Genomic DNA, 22,352 nt, shown 5'->3' with positions numbered 1-22,352 from the left:
TGTGAACTCTCGCTGCATGGCCTATCGTCATCACTGCTGCGCGCGTCAGCTGCAATCGTTCTCAAGACAGTCGCTGCTCTGGATCGATCCACCACAGACGTCACCTTCATCAATGCCGACCAGCCACTGCTTCAAGAACGCAACTCGCTCAATGACCAGCTGACGATCAATCGTCTGAACACACATCGGAACCATGCTTCCGTACTGCACCCGCTTGTCCTCCAAAGGGAAGCGCAAGTCCAGGTTCGCCTCCCGGAGTGTTTGCCACGCACTCTGCGACATCTTCAGCTTATTCAGAAAATCCGCTTTGTCCGCATAGCGAAGGTTGATGTCAGCCAGCACGCGGTTCAACTCAGACTCCGCCGCCTCCAAGTCGAGGCCGGCACATTGATTCATCTCCAACTGAGTCGTCGCAGCTTCAAGGCAGGTCATTTCAGTGCCTTCTTGTGCCTGCACTGGGAGTGCTGGCAACCAGAAGACTGCAAGGGCAAGAAGGATTCTCACGATCGGCCCCACTGCAGAGAGGAAGACCAGAATAGATCAGACATCGAAGAGCGCATACCGCCAAAGGTGACCTGCTCGGACACCGCTCTTGAAAGCTCATCATCAAGGATCCAACCCACTCCGCTGCGCTGCATCGATTTCTCTATCTTTGAGTTTCTTGATGAGCGACAGCATCTGCCATTCCAGCTCACTGATGCAGTAGATCGCGAGCCAGAGAGCAACAAAGCCAAGGTTCGGGTCATTGGACTGACCTGAGAGATGATCTGAAACCAGTCCAAGCACCCACGCCCCCAGAATGATCCATACGGCGACGGTCAGAATTCTGCGACTCCTGGCACGACGGGCAACTGTCCGGTCAAGACGCTCGGGATGATCGAGCAACTCGGCATAGCTATTGAGTCTCGACTCTCTCATGCGATCTCCCTACACGAAACAATAACTGGGCAGATCCGCCACGCAAACCAGAGATGCTGGCGGTGCCTGCGGATGGGAGACAGCCTCAACGAGAGACAGACTCATGATGCTGACTCAGAGTCTCCGGTGTCTGTTCCTCAAACAGACTAAACCAGATGATTGGGATCCGCCGATCGCACTGAACGAGCCACACCAGAAGGTCGGCCGCGATCGAAACACCCTGACGGCCCCAACTGAGAAGATGTGTGTCGATCATGATCGTCTTCTAGTCGTCTCCACATCGCTGTTGCCAAGCCACTCCTGGATGGTGCCGATGTCCTGTCCACCATCAAGGAGACGAATGGCCAACAAGCAGCACTGATGACTGTGGCCGGTTGATCGCTCGCCCAGCCCAGCTGCCACCACAGGCGTCACACACCCTTCTCAATCAGGCCGGGGGTTGTGCCTCAACACCACACCCAGCCACCTCAAAGCCACACAACCAGCCGCGCTGCACCCAGAGGGGCAGAAGTGAGGCGAGCGTGACGTCGTTGAGATCAACGTCCAGGCCGCAGATCTCCCCGAAGGGCACACACCGGCCCAGGGCCTCCAGCAGTTGCCACTCCTGCGCCTCCAGAGGATCCACGCGCGTGGTGTGGCCGTCCCGCCACACGAAGAGGTGCACGCCTCCCGCGTTGAGATCGATCTCCTGCTCCTGGGCATCGGCCGCAGCGTTGGCCTGCCAGATGCGGTGGATCGGGTAGTCGGAGGCGATCAGAGCCGAGCCGGCAGGCAACCGGAACACCAGCTGCGGCCATTGCTCGGGTGGAACCCGGGCCAGCGCCTCCAGGTTCAGGCCCTCCTCATCAGGAGCGTTGAAGGCCCGGTGCCAGTGCCACTCCAGCCGGGCCACATCGGCGAGATACGGCAGCGGCCGGGCGGGCGGGAATGCTGCGAGGAAGGCCGGAAGCCCTCCCCCGAAGTCGCCCAGATCCGGGGAGTGGGACACCTCGGTGGTGAGGAACGCCGTGGCCATGGCCTGGAAGAAGGCCGGGCCCACCAGCTGGAGGCAGACCGGGTAGATCTGCTCCAGGCTGCGCAGCAGTTTGCCGGCCACGCTGGTGCGGTAGGCCTCGATGCCCTGGCGGGCCGGGAGCACCGGGCTTCCCTGCAGATGCTGATCCAGCCGGGCCAGGTCGTCCTCGCTGGCCCGGCCCAGGGCCGCCGCGGTGAACAGCTGCTGCAGATCGGCCAGGCTCACAGCGCGGCCGGCTCCCGACGCAGGGCTTCCGCCTTGGCCGCTTCAGCCAGCAGCACATCAAAGGGGGGAATGGCGTTGTCCCACTCGATCAGGGCCGGCACCCCGGGGAAGCGCTGCAGGGCGCGGCGATACAAGGCCCACACCCCCTCCTGCACCTCCCGGCCATGGGTGTCGAAGAGGAAGCAGCCTTGCTCCTCGTAGCCGGCGAGGTGGATCTCCTTGACCCGCTCGGCAGGCAGGGCATCGAGGTATTGCTCTGGATCGAAACCGTGGTTGAAGGCATTCACGAAGACGTTGTTCACATCCAGCAGCAGGAAGCAGTCGGCGCGATCGGCCAGCTCCGCCAGAAACGCCCACTCGGGATAGTCGGCTCCCGCGAAGGACACATAGGGGGAGAGGTTCTCCAGCAGGATCCGACGCCCCAGCAGCTCCTGCACCCGCTGGACCCGCTCCACCACATGCACCAGGGCCTCCTCGGTGTAGGGCAGGGGCGCCAGATCGTGGAAGTAGCGCCCACCGCGAGAGACCCAGGCCAGATGGTCGGAGACCAGGGCAGGCTCCATGCGATCCACCAGCGCCTTCAAGCGCTGCAGGTAGTCGGTGTTGAGCGGATCCACCGAACCCAGCGAGAGGCCGACGCCATGCAGGGTGATCGGGTAGGTCTCACGCACCCGGCTGAGGTGATGCAGGGGCAGCCCCCCGCCGAGATAGTTGTCCGAGAGGGCTTCGAACCAGGGAATCGCCGGCCTGGTGGAGAGGATGTCGGCGTAGTGGGGGGATCGAAGCCCCAGGCCCACACCGGTGATGCAGGACGCGGCCATGAGCAGTGGCAACCATCGGGATGGACTGGGGCCTCGCGGGGTCAGGAGGTCTTGAGGGTGCCGCCCACGATCTTCTTGCAGGTGCCGGTGGGCACGTAGACCCACTCCTCCGGATCGCCGGACACCTTCGCCTCACCGGCACAGGAGTGGGTGCTGGTGCCGCAGTCGTTCATGCCGGCCCGGGCGATGCCGGCGCACTTTTCCATGCCGGCCTTGGCGGCCAGGGATTCACCGGCGCCGGCGGCCACGAGACCGAGGGCCAGAACGCCGCTGATGGCAGCGCTGACCACAGCCTGGGGTGCCTGAGGAGTGTTCATCGGATGGGAGAGGAATGGAGGAACAGGCGAGCGCCGATCGAGAACAACCGGCCCCGCTCCTCCCACTACCGCCGAGCAGGCCGATCGGATCTCGGTTGGCCCCAACCGCACCGATCCAAGAAGCCGTGGCGCCTCTCAGTCGGTCCGCTCGATGCGCTGGCCGGCAGCCCGGAGCAGGCGCGACTCACCAGTGGCCGTGCGGATCCGCACCACCACATCCACGTCGATCCCCGGGCCCCATTTCGGGCCATCGCGAACCACCACCACCAGCGACGGCGATGCACCATCCGAGAGGCGCACCTCCCCGGGCTCGGCCATCCAGAGCTGCTGGCCATTGACCACCCAGACGCTCTCCACCGCAAGCGCGTCCGGCAGCACCGCCCCACGCATCGGCTTGAGCGTGATCGATGCCATCAGGGGGCGGCCATCGGCTGGTGCGATGGGCATGAAGTCGCGCCACAGATCCACCTCAAGCCGCAGCGTTCCGCCGGCGAGCGGCAGCTGTTCCGGCGCGGCCAGCAGATCCTTCAACCGGGGTTCCGCGATGGCCACGGCGGGGCACAGGAGCACCACCCACAAGGCCAGACCGAACCACAGGTGCATTCGTGCGGGCATGGCTGATTCCCGAGTCCCGGGCGGCACGATTCAATGAAAGCTAGGTTGCGCCAACGGTCCAACCATCCAGTCGCGCAGCGATCCGCATGACCTCGGCTGGTGTGAAAGCGGTCGTCTGGATCGTGGCTCTTCTCTACGGCGCTGGAGCCGTGGTTCACATCGCCAACATCGCCGGGCTGTCCGGATCGTCCTGGCTGGAGTCGCCTCTGAAATGGCGGGTTCTCGATGTGGCCGACCTGGGCATGGATGGTGTGGTGGCGATCGGTTTCATTGCGGACTGGTGGATGGCCCTGCCCACCTTCGTTGCCGCGGCCCTGAGCCAGATCCTCCTCTACACAGTGGGGCGCACCTGGATCACCGATGTGCCGGAGCCCTTCGCCCCGGCTGTGGTGGGCGCGCAGCCAGAGCTGATCAGGACCCGGATCGAAGCGGCCACAGGCGCCACCAGCGCGTCTGTCGGGGCGGCCGCTCATGGCGGCCATCGCAGAGCGGGTAGCAGCGGGACCTGTGGCAACCACACATCAGCACCACCCCGTCCTCGGATGTGGTGAGGTCGTAGGACACCAGCCCGGTGCCGAGATGGGCTCCATCGCACAACCAGCCGTGGCGGCTGCGACCACAGCGGCAGAGGTGGTGGGTTCCGGCTGGCAGGTGGAGCGGAGTGGGGCCCACAGCAGCGGGTGCGGCTGGCTGAAGCCTGGCAACGGACCGATCCGGCGGCCGCGGTCCGGGAGCGAGCCGATCCGCCTGCTCCAGTCAGGGCGCTAGGCGGTCGATCGTCCAGAGCCGCTCGGGCTGCGCCGCTGCATCGCCTGCTGCAAGCCCTTCCGATCGCCGGTAGCGGAAGCGATCGTGCAGGCGGTTCTCCCGGCCCTGCCAGAACTCGATCTCCTCCGGCTCCACCCGGTAGCCGCCCCAGAAGGAGGGCAGCGGCACCTCGCCGCGGGCGAAGCGTTCGCTCATCTGGTGCCAGGCCTGATCCAGCAGGGTGCGGGAGCCGATCACCGTGCTCTGCTGCGACACCCAGGCCCCCACGCGGCTGCCGCGCGGCCGGGAGGTGAAGTAGGCGAGCGATTCGGCGGTGCTGATGCGTTCGGCCCGGCCGATCACGGCCACCTGCCGCTCCAGCGCGTACCAGGGGAACAGCAGGCTCACCATCGGGCAGGCGGCGATCTCGCCGGCCTTGCGGCTGCCGTGGTTGGTGAAGAACACGAAACCACGACTGTCGTAGGCCTTGAGCAGCACGGTGCGGCTGCTGGGGCGGCGACCGTCGCTGGTGGAGAGCACCATCGCATTGGGCTCCAGCAGCTCGGCCGCGGTGGCCTGGCCGAACCAGAGGCGGAACTGCTCGATCGGATCCGCCGCCAGGTCGCGCCGGCGCAGGCCTGCCGCCATGTAGCTGCGGCGCATCGCTGCCGGGTCGTGCTCGGTGCTGGGGCCCGGCATCAAAACATTGGGTGGCAAGGGCTCTCCATCCTCGCCAGGGGCAGCTGCGGAGCGTGGAGAGGAAGCCGGCAGGTCCGTCTCCAGCCGGGGTGAGTAGCCTTCCATCGCCGTCGTCGCCGGAGCGCCTGCCCTCCCCGAGCGTCACGCGATCGTCCACCCAGCCGGAGAGCTCGCCCCTTGGAGACCATTGAATCGGATGTCGTGATCGTGGGCGGCGGCCCTGCCGGCTGCTCCTGCGCGCTCTACACCTCCAGGGCCGATCTCAAGACGGTGATCCTCGACAAGAACCCCTCGGTGGGGGCTCTGGCGATCACCCACCAGATCGCCAACTATCCCGGCGTGCCCACCGACATCAGCGGCGAGGATCTGCTCACCCTGATGCGCGATCAGGCCGTGACCTACGGCACCGACTACCGCCGCGCCCAGGTGTTCGGCGTCGATGTGGGCGGCGAGATGAAGACCGTCTACACCCCCGACGGCACCTTCAAGGCCCGCGCCCTGGTGCTGGCCAGCGGGGCCATGGGCCGCCCCGCCTCCTTCAAGGGCGAGGCCGAGTTCCTCGGTCGGGGCGTGAGCTACTGCGCCACCTGCGACGGCGCCTTCTACCGCAACCGCGAGGTGGCGGTGGTGGGTGTGAACCGCGAAGCGGTGGAGGAGGCCCAGGTGCTGACCAAGTTCGCCTCCACCGTGCACTGGATCACCAACAAGGAACCGGCGGCGGACGACCACCACGCCCAGGACCTGCTCGCCACCTCCAACGTGCGCCACTGGAACCGGGCCCGGCTGCTGGAGATCGGCGGCGACGACAGCGGTGTGACCGGGGTGGAGGTGAAGGCCCGCCAGGAGGAGGAGCCCACGCATCTGGCCGTGGATGGGGTCTTCGTGTACATGGCCGGCTCCAAGCCGATCACCGACTTCGTCGGCGGCCAGGTGGAGGTGAACGAGGACGGCGGCGTGAAGGTCGACGACTGCATGGCCACCTCGGTGGACGGGGTCTGGGCCATCGGCGACATCCGCAACACCCCCTTCAAGCAGGCCGTGGTGGCCGCCTCCGACGGCTGCATTGCCGCCATGGCGATCGACCGCTACCTCAACAGCCGCAAGTCGATCCGGGTGGACTGGGTCCATTCCTGAACCGCGCCGCCCGGCTGCGGCCGGGCATTGCGTTGTCTTTCGCCTGGCCCTGACAGGGGCAGACAGCGGCCCGGGCGCTGGCCACAGTTGAGCAGGAGCCGCAACCGGGCCCGTGGCCGCCATGAACGCCAAGCGGAAGATCCTCACGGCGATCGGGGTCACGCTGACCGTGCTGATGCTGATCATCACCACGGTGGTGGCGCTCAACTTCCGCAGCTACGGCATCGAGAGCGCCAAGCAGAAATCGAGCCTCACCGCCGAGCTGGTGCGCGATGCCCTCACCTCACACATGGTGAACGGCTGGACGGAGGATCAGATCCAGTTCTATCTGGTTCAGATCAGCCAGACCCAGAACATCCGCGACCTCTGGCTGGTGCGCTCCCAGAGCGTGATCGATGAGATGGGCCCCAGCATGTACAACGAAGTGCCGCGCGACGATGTCGACGTGCAGGTGCTCAACACCGGCGAACGGGCGGAGGTGCTGGATGAAAGCCCGCAGGAGGCCAGCCTGCGCGTGACCATTCCCTACGTGGCCTCGGCCTTCGGGACGCCCAACTGCCTGCAATGCCACACCGCCAGTGAGGGCGACGTGCTGGGCGCCCTCTCGATGGTGTTCAACATCAGCGACGCCCGCAACACCGGCATCATCACCATCCTGCCGATCGCGGGAGCCTCGCTGCTGTTCCTGGCGATCGCGATCCTGGTGACCAATCACTTTATCCATCCCTACCTGGAGCTGTTCAGCTCCCTCCAGACCTCGATCGGGAAAGCCAGCGACGGTGATTTCTCCGGCCTGGTCCAGACCTCCCTCACCGACGAGGGCGGCGAGGTGGCGAAACGGCAGAACGAGCTCTACTCGAAGATGCAGGGCACCATCACTGATATCGACGAGAAGATCACCACCCTGCTCACACAGGACAGCAGCCTCTACAACAAGAATCCCCTGATCCGCTCGAAGGAGATCATCAGCGAGCTGGCGGACATCTACAAGTTCAAACGCACGATCGAATTCGACCGCTCCAAGCACGAGGTCTACAACCGCATCGCCTACGTGATTCACGACAAGCTGGCGATCCAGCACTTCGCTATCTACGAGACCAGCTCCGAACGCAAGACGCGTGCCCTGGTCCACGCCAGCGACCCGGGCATGTGGCATTCAGCGGCCGTGGATGCCGACATCAACGAATGCCGGGCCTACCGCACGCAGACGGTGATCTACTCCGACGACTTCAACCACGTCTGCGACAACTGCACCCAGAGCAGCGATGCGGCCTATGTGTGCGTGCCGTTTTCGATCAACAAGGAGGTGGGGCTGCTGATCGCCATCCGGCCGGCCGAGGCGGGTGAAGTCACGCGGATCCGGCGGGTGGTGCCCACGATCCTCAGCTACCTCGATGCCGCCAAGCCGGTGATCGAGAGCCAGCTGCTCACCGCGCTGCTCACCGAGCAGTCGCGCCGCGATCCGCTCACCGGTCTCTACAACCGCAAATACCTGGAGGAATACATCGACAAGGCCCTGCCCCAGGCGATGCGCGCCAAGACCAGCCTGGGCGTGCTGATGCTCGACATCGATTTCTTCAAGATGGTGAACGACACCTACGGTCACGACATCGGCGATGTGGTGATCCGGGGCCTCACCGAGACCATGAACGAGTGCATCCGCGAAGCGGACATCCCGATCCGCTTCGGTGGCGAGGAGTTCATCGTGCTCCTCTACAACTCCGATGAGAACGGCGCGATGATGGTGGGCGAAAAGATCCGCGAGGCCTTCGAGAAGAAGGTGTTCACGGCCGGCAAGGAGCGCTTCAGCAAGACCGTGAGCGTGGGCGTGAGCCTGTTTCCTGAAGACGCCAGCTCCTTCTGGAAAGTGATCAAGAGCGCCGATCTGGCCCTGTACCGTGCCAAGGAATCGGGCCGCAACCAGGTGGTGCGCTTCGCCGAGAGCATGGCCATGCAGGGGGCGGACTACTGATCGAGGAGCGCTGGCTCGTCCGTGAGGCGCGCTGAGACGTCAGGCCCGCCGCAACCCTGCCAGGATTCGGGCCTTGTGAACGCCCAGCCGGATGAGCGAGCCCAGCCAGGAGTCCTTCGTGTATGAGCCGGTGGAGCCGTTCGGCCGCAGCATGACGACGCCGCGACCCTGGAATGTGCAGGCCCTGGCCGGGGTGGAACTCCTGAACGGCCGGGTGGCGATGCTCGGCTTCGCGGCGGCCCTGATCGGCGAGCTGATCAGCGGCCGGGGCCCGGGAGGCCAGGTGCTGCTGCTGCTGCGCTGGGCGGTGACCGGCGGCCTCTGATCCACCCGGTCAGCAGGGCGAGGGCGAAGGTGCCCAGCAGGGCGAAGCCCAGCAGGCGCTTGCCGCCATCGAGCACCCCGGCGCCGAGGGCCACGATCGGTGGATTGGAGAGCAGGATGCTCACGATCAGAGCCGGCAGGAAGCGGCGCCAGGCCGTGCGGGTCAGGCCCACGCCATAGCAGACGAAATCAAAGAATCCGCTCATCAGGAACGCGGTCATCAACACCACGTTTCCTTCCAGGTGCTGGCGGCTGAGGCCGTCCACCCGGCCCATGAAGCGGGCCCCCACCAGGCGGGTCACCAGCCCGCGCCCGTAGCGGCGTGAGAGGTGAAAGCTGAGGGAGCAGGAGATCAGATCCGCCAGGCAGATCAGCACCAGGCCCTGGCGGAACCCGAACAGTGCCCCGGCCAGAATCGAATAGGCCGTGCCGGGCAGCGCCGGGATCACCACGCTGGTGATGCGCAGGGCCACCAGCAGCAGCGGCGCCCAGAGGCCCATCTGCTCCACCTGCGCCCGCAGTGGGCCCACTCCGTAGGCCTGCAGCAGAGTGGCGGCCAGCCCGAGCAGCAGCACGGCCACCAGCACCTGGACGCCGGTCTTCAGGCGCCTTGCCGACAGCCGCGCCGGGGCCTGATGAGAGGGAGCAACAGGGGCGCGCACCACGCCCTGCTCTGTCGCCTGAGGCACAACCAACCCGGAACTGAGGCCGCACGCTATGGGATCTCAGCCTGAGACCAGCAGTCCATTGCAGAGCGTCACACGCCGGTGGGAGGATGACCCGACGCGCGATTAGCTCAGCGGTAGAGCGCCTGCCTTACAAGCAGGATGTCGCTGGTTCGAACCCGGCATCGCGCATCAGCGTCATAAAGCAGCAACCGGCCGGGTCATGCGGTGGCAGCTGAACGGCAACGGTCTGCAGAGGGCCGGAACCTGAGCCCTATCAATGATCAGGGAGTGCTGATCACGACGGCCGCACGCGTCACCAGGGATAGCCTCACCACACAGGAAACGACCTCAGTGAGATCGCTGTATTTCGACCGCTACGGCAATTCGGAGGTCCTGTCCCTCAGAGATGTCGCCAAGCCGGAACTGCAGCCGGGGCGGGTGCTGGTTCAGGTTCACGCGGCGTCGGTCAATCCTCTGGACTGGCGCCTGATGAAGGCCGAGCCCTTCCTGGTGCGATTGTCGCTGGGGTTGCTCAAGCCGAAACACACCGGCCTGGGTGCCGATTTCTCGGGCGTGGTGGAAGCTGTGGCCGATGATGTGCCCGGCTTTGCAGCTGGCGATGCGGTCTGCGGGCTGATGGCGCCCGACCTGGTCGGCTCGTTCGCGGAGTTTGCACTGGTGAGCACGGAGTGCCTGGTGCACAAGCCGGCCTCACTCACGCACCAGCAGGCCTGCGCGCTCGGCGTCGCCGGCCTCACCGCCTACCAGGGCATCCACGACTACAGGGCAATCCAGCATGGTGATCGCGTCATGATCAACGGCGCCTCCGGCGGCATCGGAACCTTCGCGATTCCCATGGCCAAAGCGCTGGGTGCCCATGTCACGGCCGTCTGCAGCGGCCGCAATCACGACCTCGTGCGGGCTCTCGGAGCCGACCGGGTGATCGACTATCAGCGCGAGGACATCACTGAGCTGAGCGAGACCTTTGACCTGGTGTTCGATCTGATCGGCCAGCATCGCCCGAGCCGGATGAAGCGGCTCCTGTCGGAGAACGGGAAACTCGTTCTAGCGAGTGCCGCGGATGGCTGGGGCTTTCTCCGGGCGATGCTGGTCAGCCAGAAGGATGATGCTGTCGAGCTGATCGTTGAGCTGGAGAAGAGCGCATCACGCCTGCAACAGCTGATCGATTGCGTCGTGACGCACCAGATCGAGCCAGTGCTGGATCGAACCTATGCGTTGGACGACGTGATCGAAGCCATTGACTACGTCGCCACCAAGCGCGCCCGTGGCAAGGTTGTGATCAGCATCCGGGGATAAGAGCAGGTGTGCTGCCGTCTCCAGGCTCGGGAAGCCAAGGCGATCCTGCCATGCCGCCAAGGGAGCATCTGCAGCTGATCTGGACGATCGCGCATAGGATTCAAAGATCACCCCCCTCCTGCCTTCCTGGACGCCATCGTGACTCTCTATGCCGTGATCGTGGCAACAAGAGCCGACTATTACGACTACAAACGAGCCCATCCTGAGCACGACCAGAACCAGCTCACCTGGTTCAAGCAACAGGAGGAGGCGGGCACACTGCTGGCCTGCGGCCCGTTCGCCCCTCACGATGGAACGGGTCTCTGGATCCTTGAGGCCAGCAGCCTGGCGGAAGCGCAACGCATTGTTGGCTCCAGCCCCCGCTCACAGGATGGGATGCTGGCCGAATCAGCGCGGATTGTGGAGTGGGAAGCCCACATCGGCAAGCATCGATTCCTTCACTGACGACATCCACACAACAGTCATCGGCTCAGGACATGGATCACCTCGCGCAGCAGACATGGCCCATGGTTCAGCGCCCGGGACGATGCGGCGTTGTGATGGTCGTGGCTCTCCTGGCCGTCGTCTCGACAGCGGGACTGTCCAGAGCCCAGTCGCAGGCCTGCAGCGACACCACACAGGAACTCCTCGCGGAACTGGAAGCCGCCTCCAGCCCCATTGAGCCGATGATGGAGGATCACCGCCGATTGCTCCGATCACAGGGGTGCGATCCTCAACTCACCGGCTACGACATCGAAGCGACCGGCATCCAACTGGATGAGGAGCTCGACCCACCGGAAGAGAGCGGTCCGGCATTTCGCGTCGATCAGCTGATTCGCCTCGAATACTGAGTCGCACCGACCGTCCCGGCACCACACTGAGACAAGTGCGGGACGCCATCGATGCCCAGGGAGTTGGTCGGCACGGTGGCACTGGTGACGGGAGCCAGCCGGGGCATCGGCCGAGGCATCGCGGTGGGCCTGGCAGAGGCCGGTGCCACGGTATTCGTGACGGCACGCAGCCTGGAGAGCGGCGCCAGCAGTGATGCCGTGGGCGGCGCGCTCGCGGAGACCTGCCAGGAGGTGGAGGCCGCCGGTGGGCGCTGCATTCCCGTGGCGGTGGACCATGCCGATGACGCCCAGGTGGAGGCGCTGTTCGCCCGGATCGAGCGGGAGAGCAACGGCCGGCTGGACGTGCTGGTCAACAACGTCTACGGCGGTGTGCGCGCGCTGCGGCAGTCGATCGGCAAGAGCTTCTGGGAGAGCGATCCGGGCGCGTGGGATGCCTGCAACAACGCCGGTCTGCGCAGCCACTACATCGCCTCGGTTCAGGCGGCGCGGCTGATGGTGCCCCGGCGCAGCGGCCTGATCTGCACCATCTCCTCATGGGGCGGTCTGCTGCCCCTGTTCGGTGTCGCCTATGGCGTGGGCAAGGCGGCCTGCGACCGCCTCGCGGCCGAGATGGCTGCCGAGCTCAAACCCAGCGGGGTGACCTCCCTCTCCCTCTGGCCTGGTGTGGTGGGCACCGAGCACATCCGCGAGCTGGCGGAGGAGAGCCGTGACGCCAACTCGAGCGACCCGCTGCTGCGCTCCCTGGCCAGTCAGACCAACTGGGAAACGCCGCTGCTCACCGGTCGGGTGATCGCCGCCCTGGCGGCCGACCCCAACGTGCTCCGGCGAACCGGGAGGGTGGGCATCGTGGCCGAGCTGGCCGCCCGATATGGGGTGGTGGACGCGGAAGGCCGGCGCCCGGTCTCGCTGCGCTCACTGCGGGCGGTGCTGCCGTTCGCACTGCCCTCCCTGGCGACACGCACAGGCTGGATCCCCGACCTGCGGGCGCCCTGGTGGCTGCTGCTGCTGGCCGCGAGGATGTCGCCCCGCTTCTGAGCCATGGGCAACGACACCTACGTCCTGGGCACCCATGCGGAAGAGCGGGAGCGGCTCAGGCAACAGAGCGAGCTGTGGCTGCCATCCGCCCAGGCCGCCTGGCACCGGGCAGGGCTGAAAGAGGGCTGCCGGGTTCTCGATCTGGGAGCCGGCGCCGGCGACTGCAGCCTCGAGCTGGCCCGTGCGGTGGGGCCCTCCGGCCATGTGCTGGCCCTGGAGAAGAGTGCCGCCTACGTGCAGGAAGCCCAGGCCGTCGCGGCGCGACACGCGCCCTGGCTGGAGGTCCGTCAGCACGACCTGGCGATCGATGCGCCCGTGCCGGCGGGATTTGACCTGGCCTGGAGCCGCTGGGTGGCGATGTTTCTGCCGCGTCTGGAGCCGTTGCTCGATCTGCTCGGCAGGAGTCTTCGCCCGGGGGGCCGGTTCGTGGCCCATGAATACGTGCACTGGGCCAGCTTCGCTCTGCATCCCCACGGCGAGGCGATCGCCGCCTTCGGTGCGGCATCCATGGCCAGTTTCCGGGCCTCGGGGGGCGACCCGAATGTGAACCGGCGCCTGCCCGATCGCCTGGCGGAACGCGGCTTCCGGATCGACGAGCTCCGGCCGCTGCCCGTGCTCGGCCGCGGCGGAGATCCCTGGGCGCGGTGGCTGGAACGGTTCGTGCGGATCTACGGGAGGGAGCTCATCCGCCAGGGACACTGGAGCGCGGAGCAGGCCAGCCAGGCTGAGGAGGAGATGCAGGCTGCACGATCCATGCCGGGCAGCTACTGGGTGGGACCCACCGTGCTGGAACTCCACGCCACCGCACCGCCATAGGCCGGGGCCACCCGCCCGGATGGCTCAGGAGGCTGGCACCAGCTCCCGGACCTGCTGCGCCCGCTCAAGCGCAGCCAGGCCGCGGCGATGGATCTCGCGGGCGTGGTCGGTCCAGGTGCCCTGGCCCCAGTAGCGGAAGCAGCTGGTCTGCAGCAGCAGCAGATGCAGCAGAGCGTCCTGATAGTGGGGTGTGCTGGTGAGGGAAGGGTCCTCGACCAGCCAGGGGTCAAACAGCTCGTGAAAGCGGGCGCTGAGCGCCTGCATCGGCTCGAGAACGTTCTCGTAGCCGCTCACCCAGCTGATGCTGTTCGTCCAGGAGGCGCCATCCATTGAGAAGGAGCCACCCGCAGCCTTGAGCTCACGGATCGCTGCAGCCACCGACTCCGGATTGGGCGGATCGCCGGCACGCGACCAGAGCGTGTGCTGCTGCACGGCCTGGATCACTGGGTAGGCCGCAGGGTCGATGCCCCCGGCCTCCAGGAGCGCCAGATACTCGCTGCCGTTGATCGCCACGGTTGCCGGGCCATCCCCCGGCTCGGAAGCCAGACGCTGATACGCCTGCTGGAACGAACCGGGGAATTCGTTCATCATCACGCCGCCGTTCTCACCATCGGCGATCTGGCAGACGATGGCAGGGATCGTGATGTCGCCGAGCAGCTGCCGGGACAGTCCCAGCGCTTCATAACAGGGCTGCATCTGGCCCACGAGTTTCGTGTCCGAGCCCTGGGTCTTGATCAGGGCCAGGATGGAGGCCTCCGCACCGCTGGAGCTGCGCGCCAGCAGCCGATTGGGGGAGTACTTCTGGCTCTGCGGCAGAGGGGAGCCATCAAGAGTCTCCACGCTGTGCTCCTGAACCATCAGCCAGCGATAGCCGCAGTCCTTCAGGGCGCCAACCAGAGCATGGAGCGTGTCGGGATGATTGGGCAGATGCATCTCCGGCAGCGAGAAGCCCCTCACCCGCTGCAGCGCCTGATCACCGAACAGGGCGGCGAACTGATGCTGCCAGGCCTGAATCTGAAGCCTGAGATCCGGGATGGGGGTGGAGGGTGCCACCGCATGGCCCCAGAACGTGCCCAGCCACTCCACATGGTCCTGACACTGTGGGTCGCAGGTGAGGCTGCGGAGGGCATCGAGAATGTCGGATCGCCCCATCTGCTCCAGCCCCCAGAGCAGGGTGCCGGAGTAATCGAGCATGATGCGCGGATGGTGTCCCGCGGCGATGAGCTCGGGGATGATCTCCGCCATGCGGCGATAGCAATCGGCGAAGGCGGCGGCGTTGTGATTGTCACCCTCATCCGGGTGGTCGACCATGAACTGCAGATGGGAGATCAGCTCACCCTCCGCTCCGGCAGGAATGGTGGGCTGATGCATGTGCAGGGCGCAGGCGAAGCACGATTGGATGTCGCCCAGACGCCGATTCGGCGGAGGCGGGCTGGATGGCCCGGGCGCCTGAACCAGCCTCAGCAGGTCGGCTTCACGACCGGAGATCGGGGGCAAGGGTGAGGCGGTCATGCAGCGCGAGCGCGATGGAGGAGATCAGGACACGGCATCGCTCTCCTGCTGGAGGTAGCGACCGATCAACAGACCCAGCATGACGGCCAGGTACACAGGGCCAAGGATGCTGAACAGGATCACGGCGATCTGCGCCACGGGTGTGACAGGCAGAACGTCTCCGTAGCCAAGGGTGGTCATGGTCACGAAGGCGAAGTAGGCCAGGTGAACGAAATTGACCTGGGTGACTGTGAGGCTGGTGGCCTCAGGGCGGGGATCCGCAAGCGGCGATGCCGGCAAACCGCTGAAACTACCGGGGTTGATCGATTCGATCACGCACATCAGCAGGCTCGCCGTGAGCCCGAGCAGCACATAGCCCGAGATCGCACCGAGGAGAACCGAGGCGGTGACCTTTGGCTCCTGCCCGAGGCGGGTGATCAGACGCCAGTACGCATACGCCTGAAACAGAATCCAGATCACCAGAACGGGAATCCCGGAGCCTCTGAGATCCACGGGTGTCAGCAGCCAGAGCCACAGACTCACCGCCGACAACCAGCCCAGGAGCCGGAAGCTGCGGTTGCGGCTCTGCCTCGGGCTCATCCCTCCGAGGAGCTGGATCTGGAGCAGAACCACAACGGTGAAGCCGACCTTATCGATGCGATCGAGCGGCGGGGGCAGCGCAAACGCGATCAGTGTGAGCAGAGAGGCCAGCATCAGCCAGCCGTAGAGGCGGTGTGCCGTGGGGAGGGTCGTCGACTGCGCAGCAGGAGGCATCAGGCTTCGGAGCGAATGTCTTGGGATGACGGCTCAGACGCGGATCAGCCGAAGGGATCCCGGCAGAGTCTGGGTTGTCCAAACCGGACCGGCAACGCATGCCGGCTCAGCGGTGATCCGGTGCGCGCCAGAGCTTGAGTGGGGCTACTGCTGTGTAACCTGCGCCCTCTCGCTCGGCACGGGGCCGTGACCAGGCATCACCGCCAGGACAGGCCACGAGCTCGACAGGGGGCTGTGCTGAGCGTCCTGTCCGCCTCGGTGCTGATCGGTCTTGGTCCTGGACCGGCGAGCAGCGCGCCCCACGCCGCGGAAGCTGATCTGCAGGTGAGCCTTCAGATCATCCAGGGCATGGAGGCCTCGGAGGAAAGGACCCGGCTGATCCTGGCGTTGGTTGATGCCTGCATCGAACGATCGTGTTCCCTGAGCCTGGATGGCCCCCTGGAGCAGGTGAGGCAGGGCCTGAAGAATGGGGATGATCTGGCAGCCAACGTGCGGCTACGGATCGCGCTGGCACGGGCCGAGCACCGGCTTGGCAACGATGGGCAGGCGCAAGAGGATCTGCAGGCTGCAGCATCAGAGGTCGAGAAGAGCGCCAGCGGCGCCAGAGCCATCAGCCGGGAGGAGCAGGCCCAGCTGCTGCTGGAACTGAGCCTGGCCAATCAGGCCATCGGTGAGAGCGAGGTCGGCTCAGAGCAGCTCGCCACAAGCCAGGCGTTGCTGCATCAGGACACCACGGAGGCCTTTCCCTTCGCGGAGCAACCGCTGGACCTGGCGGTTGGAGCGGGATTGAGCGGCAGCTCGTTCATCGACACATCAGCCACCCTGACCGTGAGCCTAGATGGCTACAAGCAGTGGCCAAGGCAGGACCTCTACCTGACGGGGATCTACGGAGGGGGGTATGACAGTGATCGGGACGTGAAGCGAATACAGCCATTCGCCGAATCGATCCTCATCTATCGGTACCATCTGAATCCAGGATGGCACCTGATGGCAGGAAATCTCACGGCGCTGAACTCCTCCACCTTTGCCGCGCAAGACGATGATGACGATCTGACCCTGGTCACGCAGACCGTGGCGGGAATCGGGCGCAATCTCTGGCGTGGCGATGATCCGTCCAGCTTTATCGATCTGCAGCTCGGGGTCGGTCCGCGCTACGACTATGACTCCATCAACTTTGAGGAGCTGCAGAACGACGTGAAGCCGTCACTGGCGCTGCTTCTGGTGGGGCGTGATGTGCCCGTGGGAGCCGCCAGGCTGTCACCACTTCTGGGCGTGGCCTCAGACATCAGCGACATCACGGACACCTATCTGTTGCTGGACACATCGCTCAGGATCCCGATCACGCAGCGCCTGGCCTGGGATACGCGCGCAGTGCTGCGCTACCGCAGCAAGACGGTGGTGGAGAGCAACCCCAATGTGAACGCCATCTTCTCAACGGGCCTTCGCTTCAGCTTCAGCCCCTGAGATCGGCAGATCCGACATCGCAGCGACCCCAACTAGGACGCCTCCTCGAGCTGCGGCCTGACCGGTTGAGGAACCAGAAGGAGCTCCTTGATCGTTGCTGCGATGGGAACCGCCGTGATGATGCCGATGAAGTTGGCGATGGTGGCACCGACCATGACCGAGAACAGAATGACAATCGGGTTCAGGCCAGTCAGCTTGCCCAGCAGACGTGGAGGCAGGATGTTCTCAATCAGCTGGTCCACAACGATCAGCACCGCAAAGGCCGTGAGGCCCAGCTGAAGGCTCTTGAGCATGAACAGCAGGCTCACGCCAAGAACACCAACGATCGCACCGAAAGGGATGAAGCCCATCAGCCCAACCACCGTACCGGCCAGGACGGGGAAGGGAGCACCGACCACGAACAGAGATGCGGCGAGGGCAACAGCCAGGACGACCGCGAGAATCAACTGATTGAAGATGAAGCTGTTGAAGTTGCGGCGTAGCACCTGCAGAACCGCAACACCGCGTTCCTCAGGCAACCATGAGACAAGGCAGTTGCGAACAAGCTCGCCACCGTAAATCAGGAAGAAGACCGTCAGAACAATCAGGAAGAACAGACTGAGAAAGCTGCCGACGGATCCAAGAACACGCGATGGGATACTGAGAAGCAGAGACGAGACCTGACCCTTGATGGTGGCGATTTTCTCGTCAAGAATCAGATCCGTATCCAAGGACAGGCCAAGGGCACCCACACTGCTGTCGAACTGATCCAGCCGCAGTGAGGCTGCATCGATCCAGTCTGGAAGAGCGGCACTCAGGGCCACCAACCTGGCCAGGAGGAATGGGGCAAGCAACAAGGTGACCAACAGAACAACCACAAGGAAGAAGGCCACCACAGCACCGATCGCCATGCTGCGACGCAACCGCAGCCGCCGCTGCAGCAGCCTGACAGGGAGATTCAGGATCAGGGCGAAGACACCGGCGAGAACAAAAACGGTGAAGATCCCCTCAAAGGCTCGGTACAGCGAGCTGAACACCCACAGGTTCAGAGCCACCAGAGGGAAGGCAAGGCCTCGCACGAGGATGGGACTCAAGTCCCTGGGAAGAGCCATGACGGCAGTGGGGGTTCGATCGTGGCGTCAGGGTAGGGGGGAGACAGGAGAACGGTGAACAGGAACTGACATCAGCATCGGACCATAGGATCGGCAGGCATGAGGATCAGCAGTGGCACAGGATCGCCTCAGCATCAAGCCAGACGCAGCGGATGCAGCGTCTCGCACACTGCTGCGTGTTGTGGTGGCGTGCTCCATCGCCTTCATTGTCTTCGGACTGATGGTGGATCCCATACCCGAGATCCTGCAGGGCCTGGTGGCCATCCTTCTCACACGGGACTCTCTGATCACCGATTACATGGGCGTCGGAGGAATCGGTGCCGCATCAGTGAACGCCGGCCTGCTGGGATTGGTGGCCTGCGGCCTGTTCTACCGGTATCGAACAGCCGTGTCAGGAGGAGCCATGGCCTGTCTGTTTCTGCTGATCGGATTCGGGCTGTTTGGCAAGAATCTACTCAACATCTGGCCGATCATCGCTGGGGTGTGGCTCTCGGCCAGAATCAGGCGTGCGGACTTTGGCAGCCAGCTCCCCGTGGCCCTGTTCAGCTGTGCGCTGGCTCCCATCGTCACCGAAATTCTGTTCAGCACCAGCATTGGGCTCGCTGTCAGCATTCCCCTCTCCCTGATCACAGGCCTTCTGCTGGGCTTTGTGGTGCCGAGCGCGGCAACCCAGTTGTTCCGTGCTCACGACGGCTTCAATCTCTACAACCTCGGCTTCACCGCCGGCATCGTCGGGACGCTGGTGGTGGCGCTCTACAAGTCCTACGGCTTTGTTCCGGATCCCGTGATGATCTGGACCACGGGAAACAATGCTCTTCTGCTGGCCTTTTCTCTGCCTTTCCTGGGCGGATTGGTGCTCACAGGCTGCCTGCTCGACTCTTGTGCTCTCCGCTCGCTTCGGTCGCTGGTTCAGTCACCCGGACGGGCCCCCAGTGACTTCGTGGCGATCTACGGAATCGGGCCCACGTTGGTGAACATGGGGTTGAGCGGTCTGGTGGCCCTGGCGTATCTCCTGCTGATTCATGCCGACCTCAATGGGCCGACCCTGGGCGGCCTGTTCACCGTCGTTGGCTTTGCTGCCTATGGCAAACATCCGCTGAACATCACGCCCATCATTCTGGGCGTTGCCCTGGGGTCCATCGCCAAGCCCTGGAGCCTCACCGATCCGTCCACGGTGCTGGCCAGCCTGTTCGGCACCTCACTGGCACCCATCGCGGGCCAGTTCGGATGGGTCTGGGGCGTGGTGGCCGGGTTCATTCATTCGTCGGCGGTTCGAACCGTGGGATTCAATCACGCCGGTCTCAATCTCTACAACAATGGCTTCGCGGCTGGACTTGTCGCCGCAACCTTGGTACCGGTGATAAGTCTGGCTGGTCAGCAAGGCAAGCCAAGGTGCTGACAGCGAGCCGGAAGACAAAGACAATAGACCGCTGAGGTCATCTCACCAAGAACGGCCCTAGGAGGCTGCTGAAATTGCAGTCGAGACAGGAGCTGGCCCTGCTGTTTCCCAGGGCTGATTCAAAGTTCGGCACAGCAATCCTTGCCACGGCTGCCAGCATGGGCTGAGGTCAGCGGGATCGCTCCGTCTCCGTGCCCCAGATCGCCTCTGCCGCAACTGATCTCGACCTGATCACCTACCTCCGGGCTATTCCTGATGCCCGCATGCGCCGGGGCGTTCGCATCCCGGCCTGGTACCTGCTCCTGGTTGCGGTTCTCGGAATCCTGAGCCGTTGCGAGAGCCTCCGGGATCTGGAGCGCTTTGCCCGGCGCCATCACGCTGTTCTCATCGAGGCGCTTGGGATCGAACTGCGGCGCCCACCGTCTGATTCCGCCTTCCGCTACTTCTTCCTGCAGGTGGATGTCACGGCCGTCTGCGATGCCATTCGCGACTGGACGATCGCTCAGATCCCTGATGGTGCGGCCGATCTCGATCAGCTGGTGTGTGACGGCAAGACGTTGCGGGGCTCGGCAGAGCCCACCGCTGGCGGTGGCTCGGCCTTCATTGCCCAGGTGACGCTCTACTCCGCGGCCCTGGGCGTGGCGATTGCTCAGACCTGCACCGCCACAGGCGAGGACCACGAGCGGGCTGTCCTCAGGAGGCTGCTTGGAGAGCTCGACCTCGGCGGTGTGCTGGTTCAGGCCGACGCACTCCACACGCAGAAACCGTTTTTCGGCAGCTCCAGGAGCAGGGAGCCGACTTCCTGCTGACGGTCAAAGCCAACCAGCGGACGCTGCATCGTCAGATCCGCAGCCAATTCCAGGGGAAGCGCCGGATCCCTTTCACCGCAACGGATCACGAGCTTGGCCATGGCCGTGACATCACCTGGAGCATCCGGGCGAAAGAGGCACCCGCTCACATCAAGGAGAACTGGCCCGGCAGTGCCTGGATCGTGGAGGTGAGCGCCACCGGCTCCCGCCAGGGCAAGCCGTTTCAGGCCACCCACCGGTTCATCACCAGTCTGCGCACCCCTCCAAAAGCCCTGCTGCAACTGGTCCGTGACCGCTGGAGCCTGGAAAGCTGGCACTGGATCCGGGACACCCAGCTCAGAGAAGACAACCACCGCTACGGCGGCAATGGCGCCGGGGTGATGGCCACCCTGCGCACCGCGGCACTCAACCTCCTGCGACTGGCTGGATTCCGCTCCGTCCGCGAGGGACTCCAGGCCGTGATGCACGACATCACCACGCTGCTGGCGATGGTCCGGCAGACACCGGGAGCAGCGATGCCATGAGACTTTGAATCAGCCCTGTGCTGTTTCCCACCTCGGTGCTTGTGGCAGCGATTCCCGAGTCGCCTCAGTGACGGTTTTGACGCAGCCGCCGGCCGGCACATCGGCGGAGAAGACACTGATCCGCATCGGACCACCCAGTTGCCTGCGTTTCATGCCAGCGCCCTCCCCGGGCTGAGCAGGTTGGCCAGACGGATCAGGTTGTAGGCCGCCACATGCAGCCGGAACACCGCGCCCACCCTGGAGCGGCCTCTGGCCTTGAGCTGACGCAAGCCGGCGGCCTGTTTGATCCAACCAAACACCTGCTCGATCCGCTTCCTGGCATTGATCGATTGGCCGTAGCCCGCATGGCGGACGGTACGGCCATCAATGGCGGAGCGGCGACGCGGGCCGCTGTTCTGGGCGACATGCGGCGTGACGCCGGCAAAGCGAACACCTGCCACGAAATCCCTGGTGTCGTAGCCCTTGTCCGCGGCGAGAGTCTTCTGGTGAGTACCCGGCAGAGCCTTTGCCATCCGCAGCGCAGCGGTTCGTTCCCCATGGCCATTCGCCCGGGTCACTTCACTGGCCACCACCAGGCCGTGGCGGTTCTCCATCAGGCAATGGCCCAGATAGCTGAGAAACGCCCCAGTGCCACTGGACTTGCGGAACAACCGCGCATCGGCGTCACTGCCGGAGCGATGGGTTTGGTTGGAGAGCAGCAGCCCCCTGAAATCATCTCTGGCCCGTTTGCGGCCTTTCGCGGGAGCCCCACCAAATCCATGGCCACCACTGGGCGGTGCTGGACCGTCACCGTCATCCACTCCGTCCAGACGCTCGAGAGAGCTGTGGGATGCCCAGGCCCGCAGCAGGGTGCCATCGACCGAGAAGTGCTCGGAACTCAGCAGCGGTTTGACCTCGGGTGAGGCCAGCAGGAGTTCGAGGAATCGGGCCATGAGGTCCTCATTGAGCAACCGATCCCGGTTCTTGGTGAAGGTTGTGGGATGCCAGACGGGATCGTCTGGATTGAGGCCGACGAACCACCTGAACAGCAGGTTGTAGTCCAGCTGCTCGATCAGCATTCGCTCCGAGCGGATGCCATAGATCGCCTGCAACAACAGGGCCAGCAGCAGCTGTTCCGGTGGGATGGAGGGACGACCACCCTCGGGATAGAGCCTGCAGAAGGTGGGATTCAGCCGGTCAAGGGCGTGATCCGCTAGCCGCCGGACCTGCCGCAGGGGATGCGACGCCGCAATCCGATCCTCAGTGGAGACATAGGAGAACAGAGGGCCGGTCCGCTCCTGCTGTCCGCGCATTCGCCTGGTGCAGTTGGCTCATTGTCCCGCGGCTGGCAGGGTTTTTCAGCAGCCT

The 22,352-nt window shown here is 64.8% G+C and carries 25 protein-coding genes and 1 tRNA gene; 14 read left to right on the top strand and 12 right to left on the bottom strand.

Going from position 1 to position 22,352, the window contains the following annotated elements; translation table 11 throughout:
* Nucleotides 1–45: 45 nt before the first annotated feature.
* The 6 genes from EVJ50_RS11215 to EVJ50_RS11190 form a co-directional block, all read right to left on the bottom strand.
* Entirely contained in the window at nucleotides 46–504 is a 459-nt protein-coding gene (locus EVJ50_RS11215; protein WP_150884037.1) for a lysozyme inhibitor LprI family protein, read from the bottom strand.
* A gap of 102 nt (nucleotides 505–606) precedes the next feature.
* Nucleotides 607–918, bottom strand: coding sequence for a hypothetical protein (locus EVJ50_RS11210; protein WP_150884036.1), 312 nt, complete (start codon nucleotides 916–918; stop codon nucleotides 607–609).
* Nucleotides 919–1,345: 427 nt separating this feature from the next.
* Complete coding sequence (locus EVJ50_RS11205; RefSeq protein ID WP_150884035.1) at nucleotides 1,346–2,158, bottom strand: DNA-binding domain-containing protein; 813 nt, start codon at nucleotides 2,156–2,158, stop codon at nucleotides 1,346–1,348.
* Nucleotides 2,155–2,979 carry a DUF692 domain-containing protein gene (locus tag EVJ50_RS11200; protein ID WP_150884034.1) on the bottom strand — a complete coding sequence of 275 codons (825 nt, stop codon included), beginning with the start codon at nucleotides 2,977–2,979 and terminating at the stop codon, nucleotides 2,155–2,157. The genes EVJ50_RS11205 and EVJ50_RS11200 overlap by 4 nt, the downstream gene beginning before the upstream one ends.
* A gap of 41 nt (nucleotides 2,980–3,020) precedes the next feature.
* Nucleotides 3,021–3,296, bottom strand: a complete 276-nt coding sequence (locus EVJ50_RS11195) for a DUF2282 domain-containing protein (RefSeq protein WP_150884033.1) — start codon at nucleotides 3,294–3,296, stop codon at nucleotides 3,021–3,023.
* Nucleotides 3,297–3,431: 135 nt separating this feature from the next.
* A complete protein-coding gene (locus EVJ50_RS11190) occupies nucleotides 3,432–3,899 on the bottom strand; it encodes a hypothetical protein (protein ID WP_150884032.1) in 468 nt (155 codons plus the stop codon).
* A gap of 98 nt (nucleotides 3,900–3,997) precedes the next feature.
* Here EVJ50_RS11190 and EVJ50_RS11185 point away from each other — a divergent pair, with 98 nt between their 5' ends.
* Nucleotides 3,998–4,462, top strand: coding sequence for a hypothetical protein (locus EVJ50_RS11185; RefSeq protein ID WP_150884031.1), 465 nt, complete (start codon nucleotides 3,998–4,000; stop codon nucleotides 4,460–4,462).
* A gap of 205 nt (nucleotides 4,463–4,667) precedes the next feature.
* Here EVJ50_RS11185 and pdxH read toward each other — a convergent pair whose 3' ends face one another.
* Entirely contained in the window at nucleotides 4,668–5,357 is a 690-nt protein-coding gene (gene pdxH, locus EVJ50_RS11180; RefSeq protein WP_150884030.1) for a pyridoxamine 5'-phosphate oxidase, read from the bottom strand.
* Nucleotides 5,358–5,534: 177 nt separating this feature from the next.
* On the opposite strand from pdxH, the gene EVJ50_RS11175 reads away from it, so the two are divergent.
* The 3 genes from EVJ50_RS11175 to EVJ50_RS11165 all read left to right on the top strand — a co-directional run bounded on the left by EVJ50_RS11175 (nucleotide 5,535) and on the right by EVJ50_RS11165 (nucleotide 8,788).
* Nucleotides 5,535–6,491, top strand: a complete 957-nt coding sequence (locus tag EVJ50_RS11175; protein ID WP_150884029.1) for an NAD(P)/FAD-dependent oxidoreductase — start codon at nucleotides 5,535–5,537, stop codon at nucleotides 6,489–6,491.
* Between the two features lie 121 nt (nucleotides 6,492–6,612).
* Entirely contained in the window at nucleotides 6,613–8,463 is a 1,851-nt protein-coding gene (locus EVJ50_RS11170) for a GGDEF domain-containing protein (RefSeq protein ID WP_150884028.1), read from the top strand.
* A 91-nt stretch (nucleotides 8,464–8,554) separates the two neighbouring features.
* The gene (locus EVJ50_RS11165; protein WP_150884027.1) at nucleotides 8,555–8,788 is read left to right on the top strand and encodes a chlorophyll a/b-binding protein; all 234 of its coding nucleotides are present in this window, start codon (nucleotides 8,555–8,557) and stop codon (nucleotides 8,786–8,788) included.
* On the opposite strand, the gene EVJ50_RS11160 is transcribed toward EVJ50_RS11165, so the two are convergent.
* Nucleotides 8,721–9,452 carry a TVP38/TMEM64 family protein gene (locus EVJ50_RS11160; protein ID WP_225322912.1) on the bottom strand — a complete coding sequence of 244 codons (732 nt, stop codon included), beginning with the start codon at nucleotides 9,450–9,452 and terminating at the stop codon, nucleotides 8,721–8,723. The genes EVJ50_RS11165 and EVJ50_RS11160 overlap by 68 nt on opposite strands.
* 120 nt (nucleotides 9,453–9,572) lie before the next feature.
* Between EVJ50_RS11160 and EVJ50_RS11155 the strand changes: the two genes are divergently transcribed.
* From EVJ50_RS11155 to EVJ50_RS11130, 6 genes are all read left to right on the top strand, one after another.
* A tRNA-Val gene (locus EVJ50_RS11155) sits at nucleotides 9,573–9,644 on the top strand.
* 99 nt (nucleotides 9,645–9,743) lie between these two features.
* Nucleotides 9,744–10,772: an NAD(P)-dependent alcohol dehydrogenase gene (locus EVJ50_RS11150; protein WP_150884026.1), complete on the top strand. Its 1,029-nt coding sequence runs from the start codon at nucleotides 9,744–9,746 to the stop codon at nucleotides 10,770–10,772.
* Between the two features lie 138 nt (nucleotides 10,773–10,910).
* The gene (locus EVJ50_RS11145) at nucleotides 10,911–11,216 is read left to right on the top strand and encodes a YciI family protein (RefSeq protein ID WP_225322911.1); all 306 of its coding nucleotides are present in this window, start codon (nucleotides 10,911–10,913) and stop codon (nucleotides 11,214–11,216) included.
* 95 nt (nucleotides 11,217–11,311) lie between these two features.
* Nucleotides 11,312–11,602 (top strand): hypothetical protein, encoded by a 291-nt coding sequence (locus EVJ50_RS11140; protein WP_150884024.1) that lies wholly within the window; start codon nucleotides 11,312–11,314, stop codon nucleotides 11,600–11,602.
* A 51-nt stretch (nucleotides 11,603–11,653) separates the two neighbouring features.
* A complete protein-coding gene (locus tag EVJ50_RS11135) occupies nucleotides 11,654–12,637 on the top strand; it encodes an SDR family NAD(P)-dependent oxidoreductase (protein ID WP_150884023.1) in 984 nt (327 codons plus the stop codon).
* 3 nt (nucleotides 12,638–12,640) lie between these two features.
* Nucleotides 12,641–13,453, top strand: a complete 813-nt coding sequence (locus EVJ50_RS11130; RefSeq protein WP_150884022.1) for a methyltransferase domain-containing protein — start codon at nucleotides 12,641–12,643, stop codon at nucleotides 13,451–13,453.
* A gap of 24 nt (nucleotides 13,454–13,477) precedes the next feature.
* On the opposite strand, the gene EVJ50_RS11125 is transcribed toward EVJ50_RS11130, so the two are convergent.
* Nucleotides 13,478–14,965 carry a glycosyl hydrolase family 57 gene (locus EVJ50_RS11125; RefSeq protein ID WP_150884021.1) on the bottom strand — a complete coding sequence of 496 codons (1,488 nt, stop codon included), beginning with the start codon at nucleotides 14,963–14,965 and terminating at the stop codon, nucleotides 13,478–13,480.
* 24 nt (nucleotides 14,966–14,989) lie between these two features.
* The gene (locus EVJ50_RS11120; RefSeq protein WP_150884020.1) at nucleotides 14,990–15,718 is read right to left on the bottom strand and encodes a potassium channel family protein; all 729 of its coding nucleotides are present in this window, start codon (nucleotides 15,716–15,718) and stop codon (nucleotides 14,990–14,992) included.
* Nucleotides 15,719–16,042: 324 nt separating this feature from the next.
* Between EVJ50_RS11120 and EVJ50_RS11115 the strand changes: the two genes are divergently transcribed.
* Complete coding sequence (locus EVJ50_RS11115; protein WP_150884019.1) at nucleotides 16,043–17,182, top strand: DUF481 domain-containing protein; 1,140 nt, start codon at nucleotides 16,043–16,045, stop codon at nucleotides 17,180–17,182.
* 32 nt (nucleotides 17,183–17,214) lie between these two features.
* On the opposite strand, the gene EVJ50_RS11110 is transcribed toward EVJ50_RS11115, so the two are convergent.
* A complete protein-coding gene (locus EVJ50_RS11110; RefSeq protein WP_191964753.1) occupies nucleotides 17,215–18,216 on the bottom strand; it encodes an AI-2E family transporter in 1,002 nt (333 codons plus the stop codon).
* Between the two features lie 169 nt (nucleotides 18,217–18,385).
* Between EVJ50_RS11110 and EVJ50_RS11105 the strand changes: the two genes are divergently transcribed.
* From EVJ50_RS11105 to EVJ50_RS11095, 3 genes are all read left to right on the top strand, one after another.
* On the top strand, nucleotides 18,386–19,672 hold the full coding sequence (locus EVJ50_RS11105) for a DUF1576 domain-containing protein (RefSeq protein ID WP_225322910.1): 1,287 nt from the start codon (nucleotides 18,386–18,388) through the stop codon (nucleotides 19,670–19,672).
* A 191-nt stretch (nucleotides 19,673–19,863) separates the two neighbouring features.
* A complete protein-coding gene (locus tag EVJ50_RS11100) occupies nucleotides 19,864–20,481 on the top strand; it encodes a transposase family protein (protein ID WP_150882827.1) in 618 nt (205 codons plus the stop codon).
* A complete protein-coding gene (locus tag EVJ50_RS11095) occupies nucleotides 20,475–21,005 on the top strand; it encodes an ISAs1 family transposase (RefSeq protein ID WP_150884017.1) in 531 nt (176 codons plus the stop codon). Before EVJ50_RS11100 ends, EVJ50_RS11095 begins: the two co-directional genes overlap by 7 nt.
* A gap of 149 nt (nucleotides 21,006–21,154) precedes the next feature.
* On the opposite strand, the gene EVJ50_RS11090 is transcribed toward EVJ50_RS11095, so the two are convergent.
* A complete protein-coding gene (locus EVJ50_RS11090; RefSeq protein WP_150884016.1) occupies nucleotides 21,155–22,297 on the bottom strand; it encodes an IS5 family transposase in 1,143 nt (380 codons plus the stop codon).
* Between the last annotated feature and the right edge of the window lie 55 nt (nucleotides 22,298–22,352).

Origin of the sequence: Synechococcus sp. RSCCF101 (assembly GCF_008807075.1) — a bacterium.
Classification (GTDB): Bacteria; Cyanobacteriota; Cyanobacteriia; order PCC-6307; family Cyanobiaceae; genus RSCCF101.
Note: the sequence above shows the minus strand (reverse complement) of the source record. Positions and strands in the feature narration are given on the sequence as shown.

Excerpts from the sequence above, each read along its gene's own strand:
- EVJ50_RS11210 (WP_150884036.1), bottom strand. The coding sequence starts at position 918 with ATGAGAGAGTCGAGACTCAATAGCTATGCCGAGTTGCTCGATCATCCC.
- EVJ50_RS11200 (WP_150884034.1), bottom strand. The coding sequence starts at position 2,979 with ATGGCCGCGTCCTGCATCACCGGTGTGGGCCTGGGGCTTCGATCCCCC.
- EVJ50_RS11195 (WP_150884033.1), bottom strand. The coding sequence starts at position 3,296 with ATGAACACTCCTCAGGCACCCCAGGCTGTGGTCAGCGCTGCCATCAGC.
- EVJ50_RS11190 (WP_150884032.1), bottom strand. The coding sequence starts at position 3,899 with ATGCACCTGTGGTTCGGTCTGGCCTTGTGGGTGGTGCTCCTGTGCCCC.
- EVJ50_RS11185 (WP_150884031.1), top strand. The coding sequence starts at position 3,998 with ATGACCTCGGCTGGTGTGAAAGCGGTCGTCTGGATCGTGGCTCTTCTC.
- pdxH (WP_150884030.1), bottom strand. The coding sequence starts at position 5,357 with ATGCCGGGCCCCAGCACCGAGCACGACCCGGCAGCGATGCGCCGCAGC.
- EVJ50_RS11170 (WP_150884028.1), top strand. The coding sequence starts at position 6,613 with ATGAACGCCAAGCGGAAGATCCTCACGGCGATCGGGGTCACGCTGACC.
- EVJ50_RS11165 (WP_150884027.1), top strand. The coding sequence starts at position 8,555 with ATGAGCGAGCCCAGCCAGGAGTCCTTCGTGTATGAGCCGGTGGAGCCG.
- EVJ50_RS11140 (WP_150884024.1), top strand. The coding sequence starts at position 11,312 with ATGGTCGTGGCTCTCCTGGCCGTCGTCTCGACAGCGGGACTGTCCAGA.
- EVJ50_RS11135 (WP_150884023.1), top strand. The coding sequence starts at position 11,654 with ATGCCCAGGGAGTTGGTCGGCACGGTGGCACTGGTGACGGGAGCCAGC.
- EVJ50_RS11130 (WP_150884022.1), top strand. The coding sequence starts at position 12,641 with ATGGGCAACGACACCTACGTCCTGGGCACCCATGCGGAAGAGCGGGAG.
- EVJ50_RS11125 (WP_150884021.1), bottom strand. The coding sequence starts at position 14,965 with ATGACCGCCTCACCCTTGCCCCCGATCTCCGGTCGTGAAGCCGACCTG.
- EVJ50_RS11120 (WP_150884020.1), bottom strand. The coding sequence starts at position 15,718 with ATGCCTCCTGCTGCGCAGTCGACGACCCTCCCCACGGCACACCGCCTC.
- EVJ50_RS11090 (WP_150884016.1), bottom strand. The coding sequence starts at position 22,297 with ATGCGCGGACAGCAGGAGCGGACCGGCCCTCTGTTCTCCTATGTCTCC.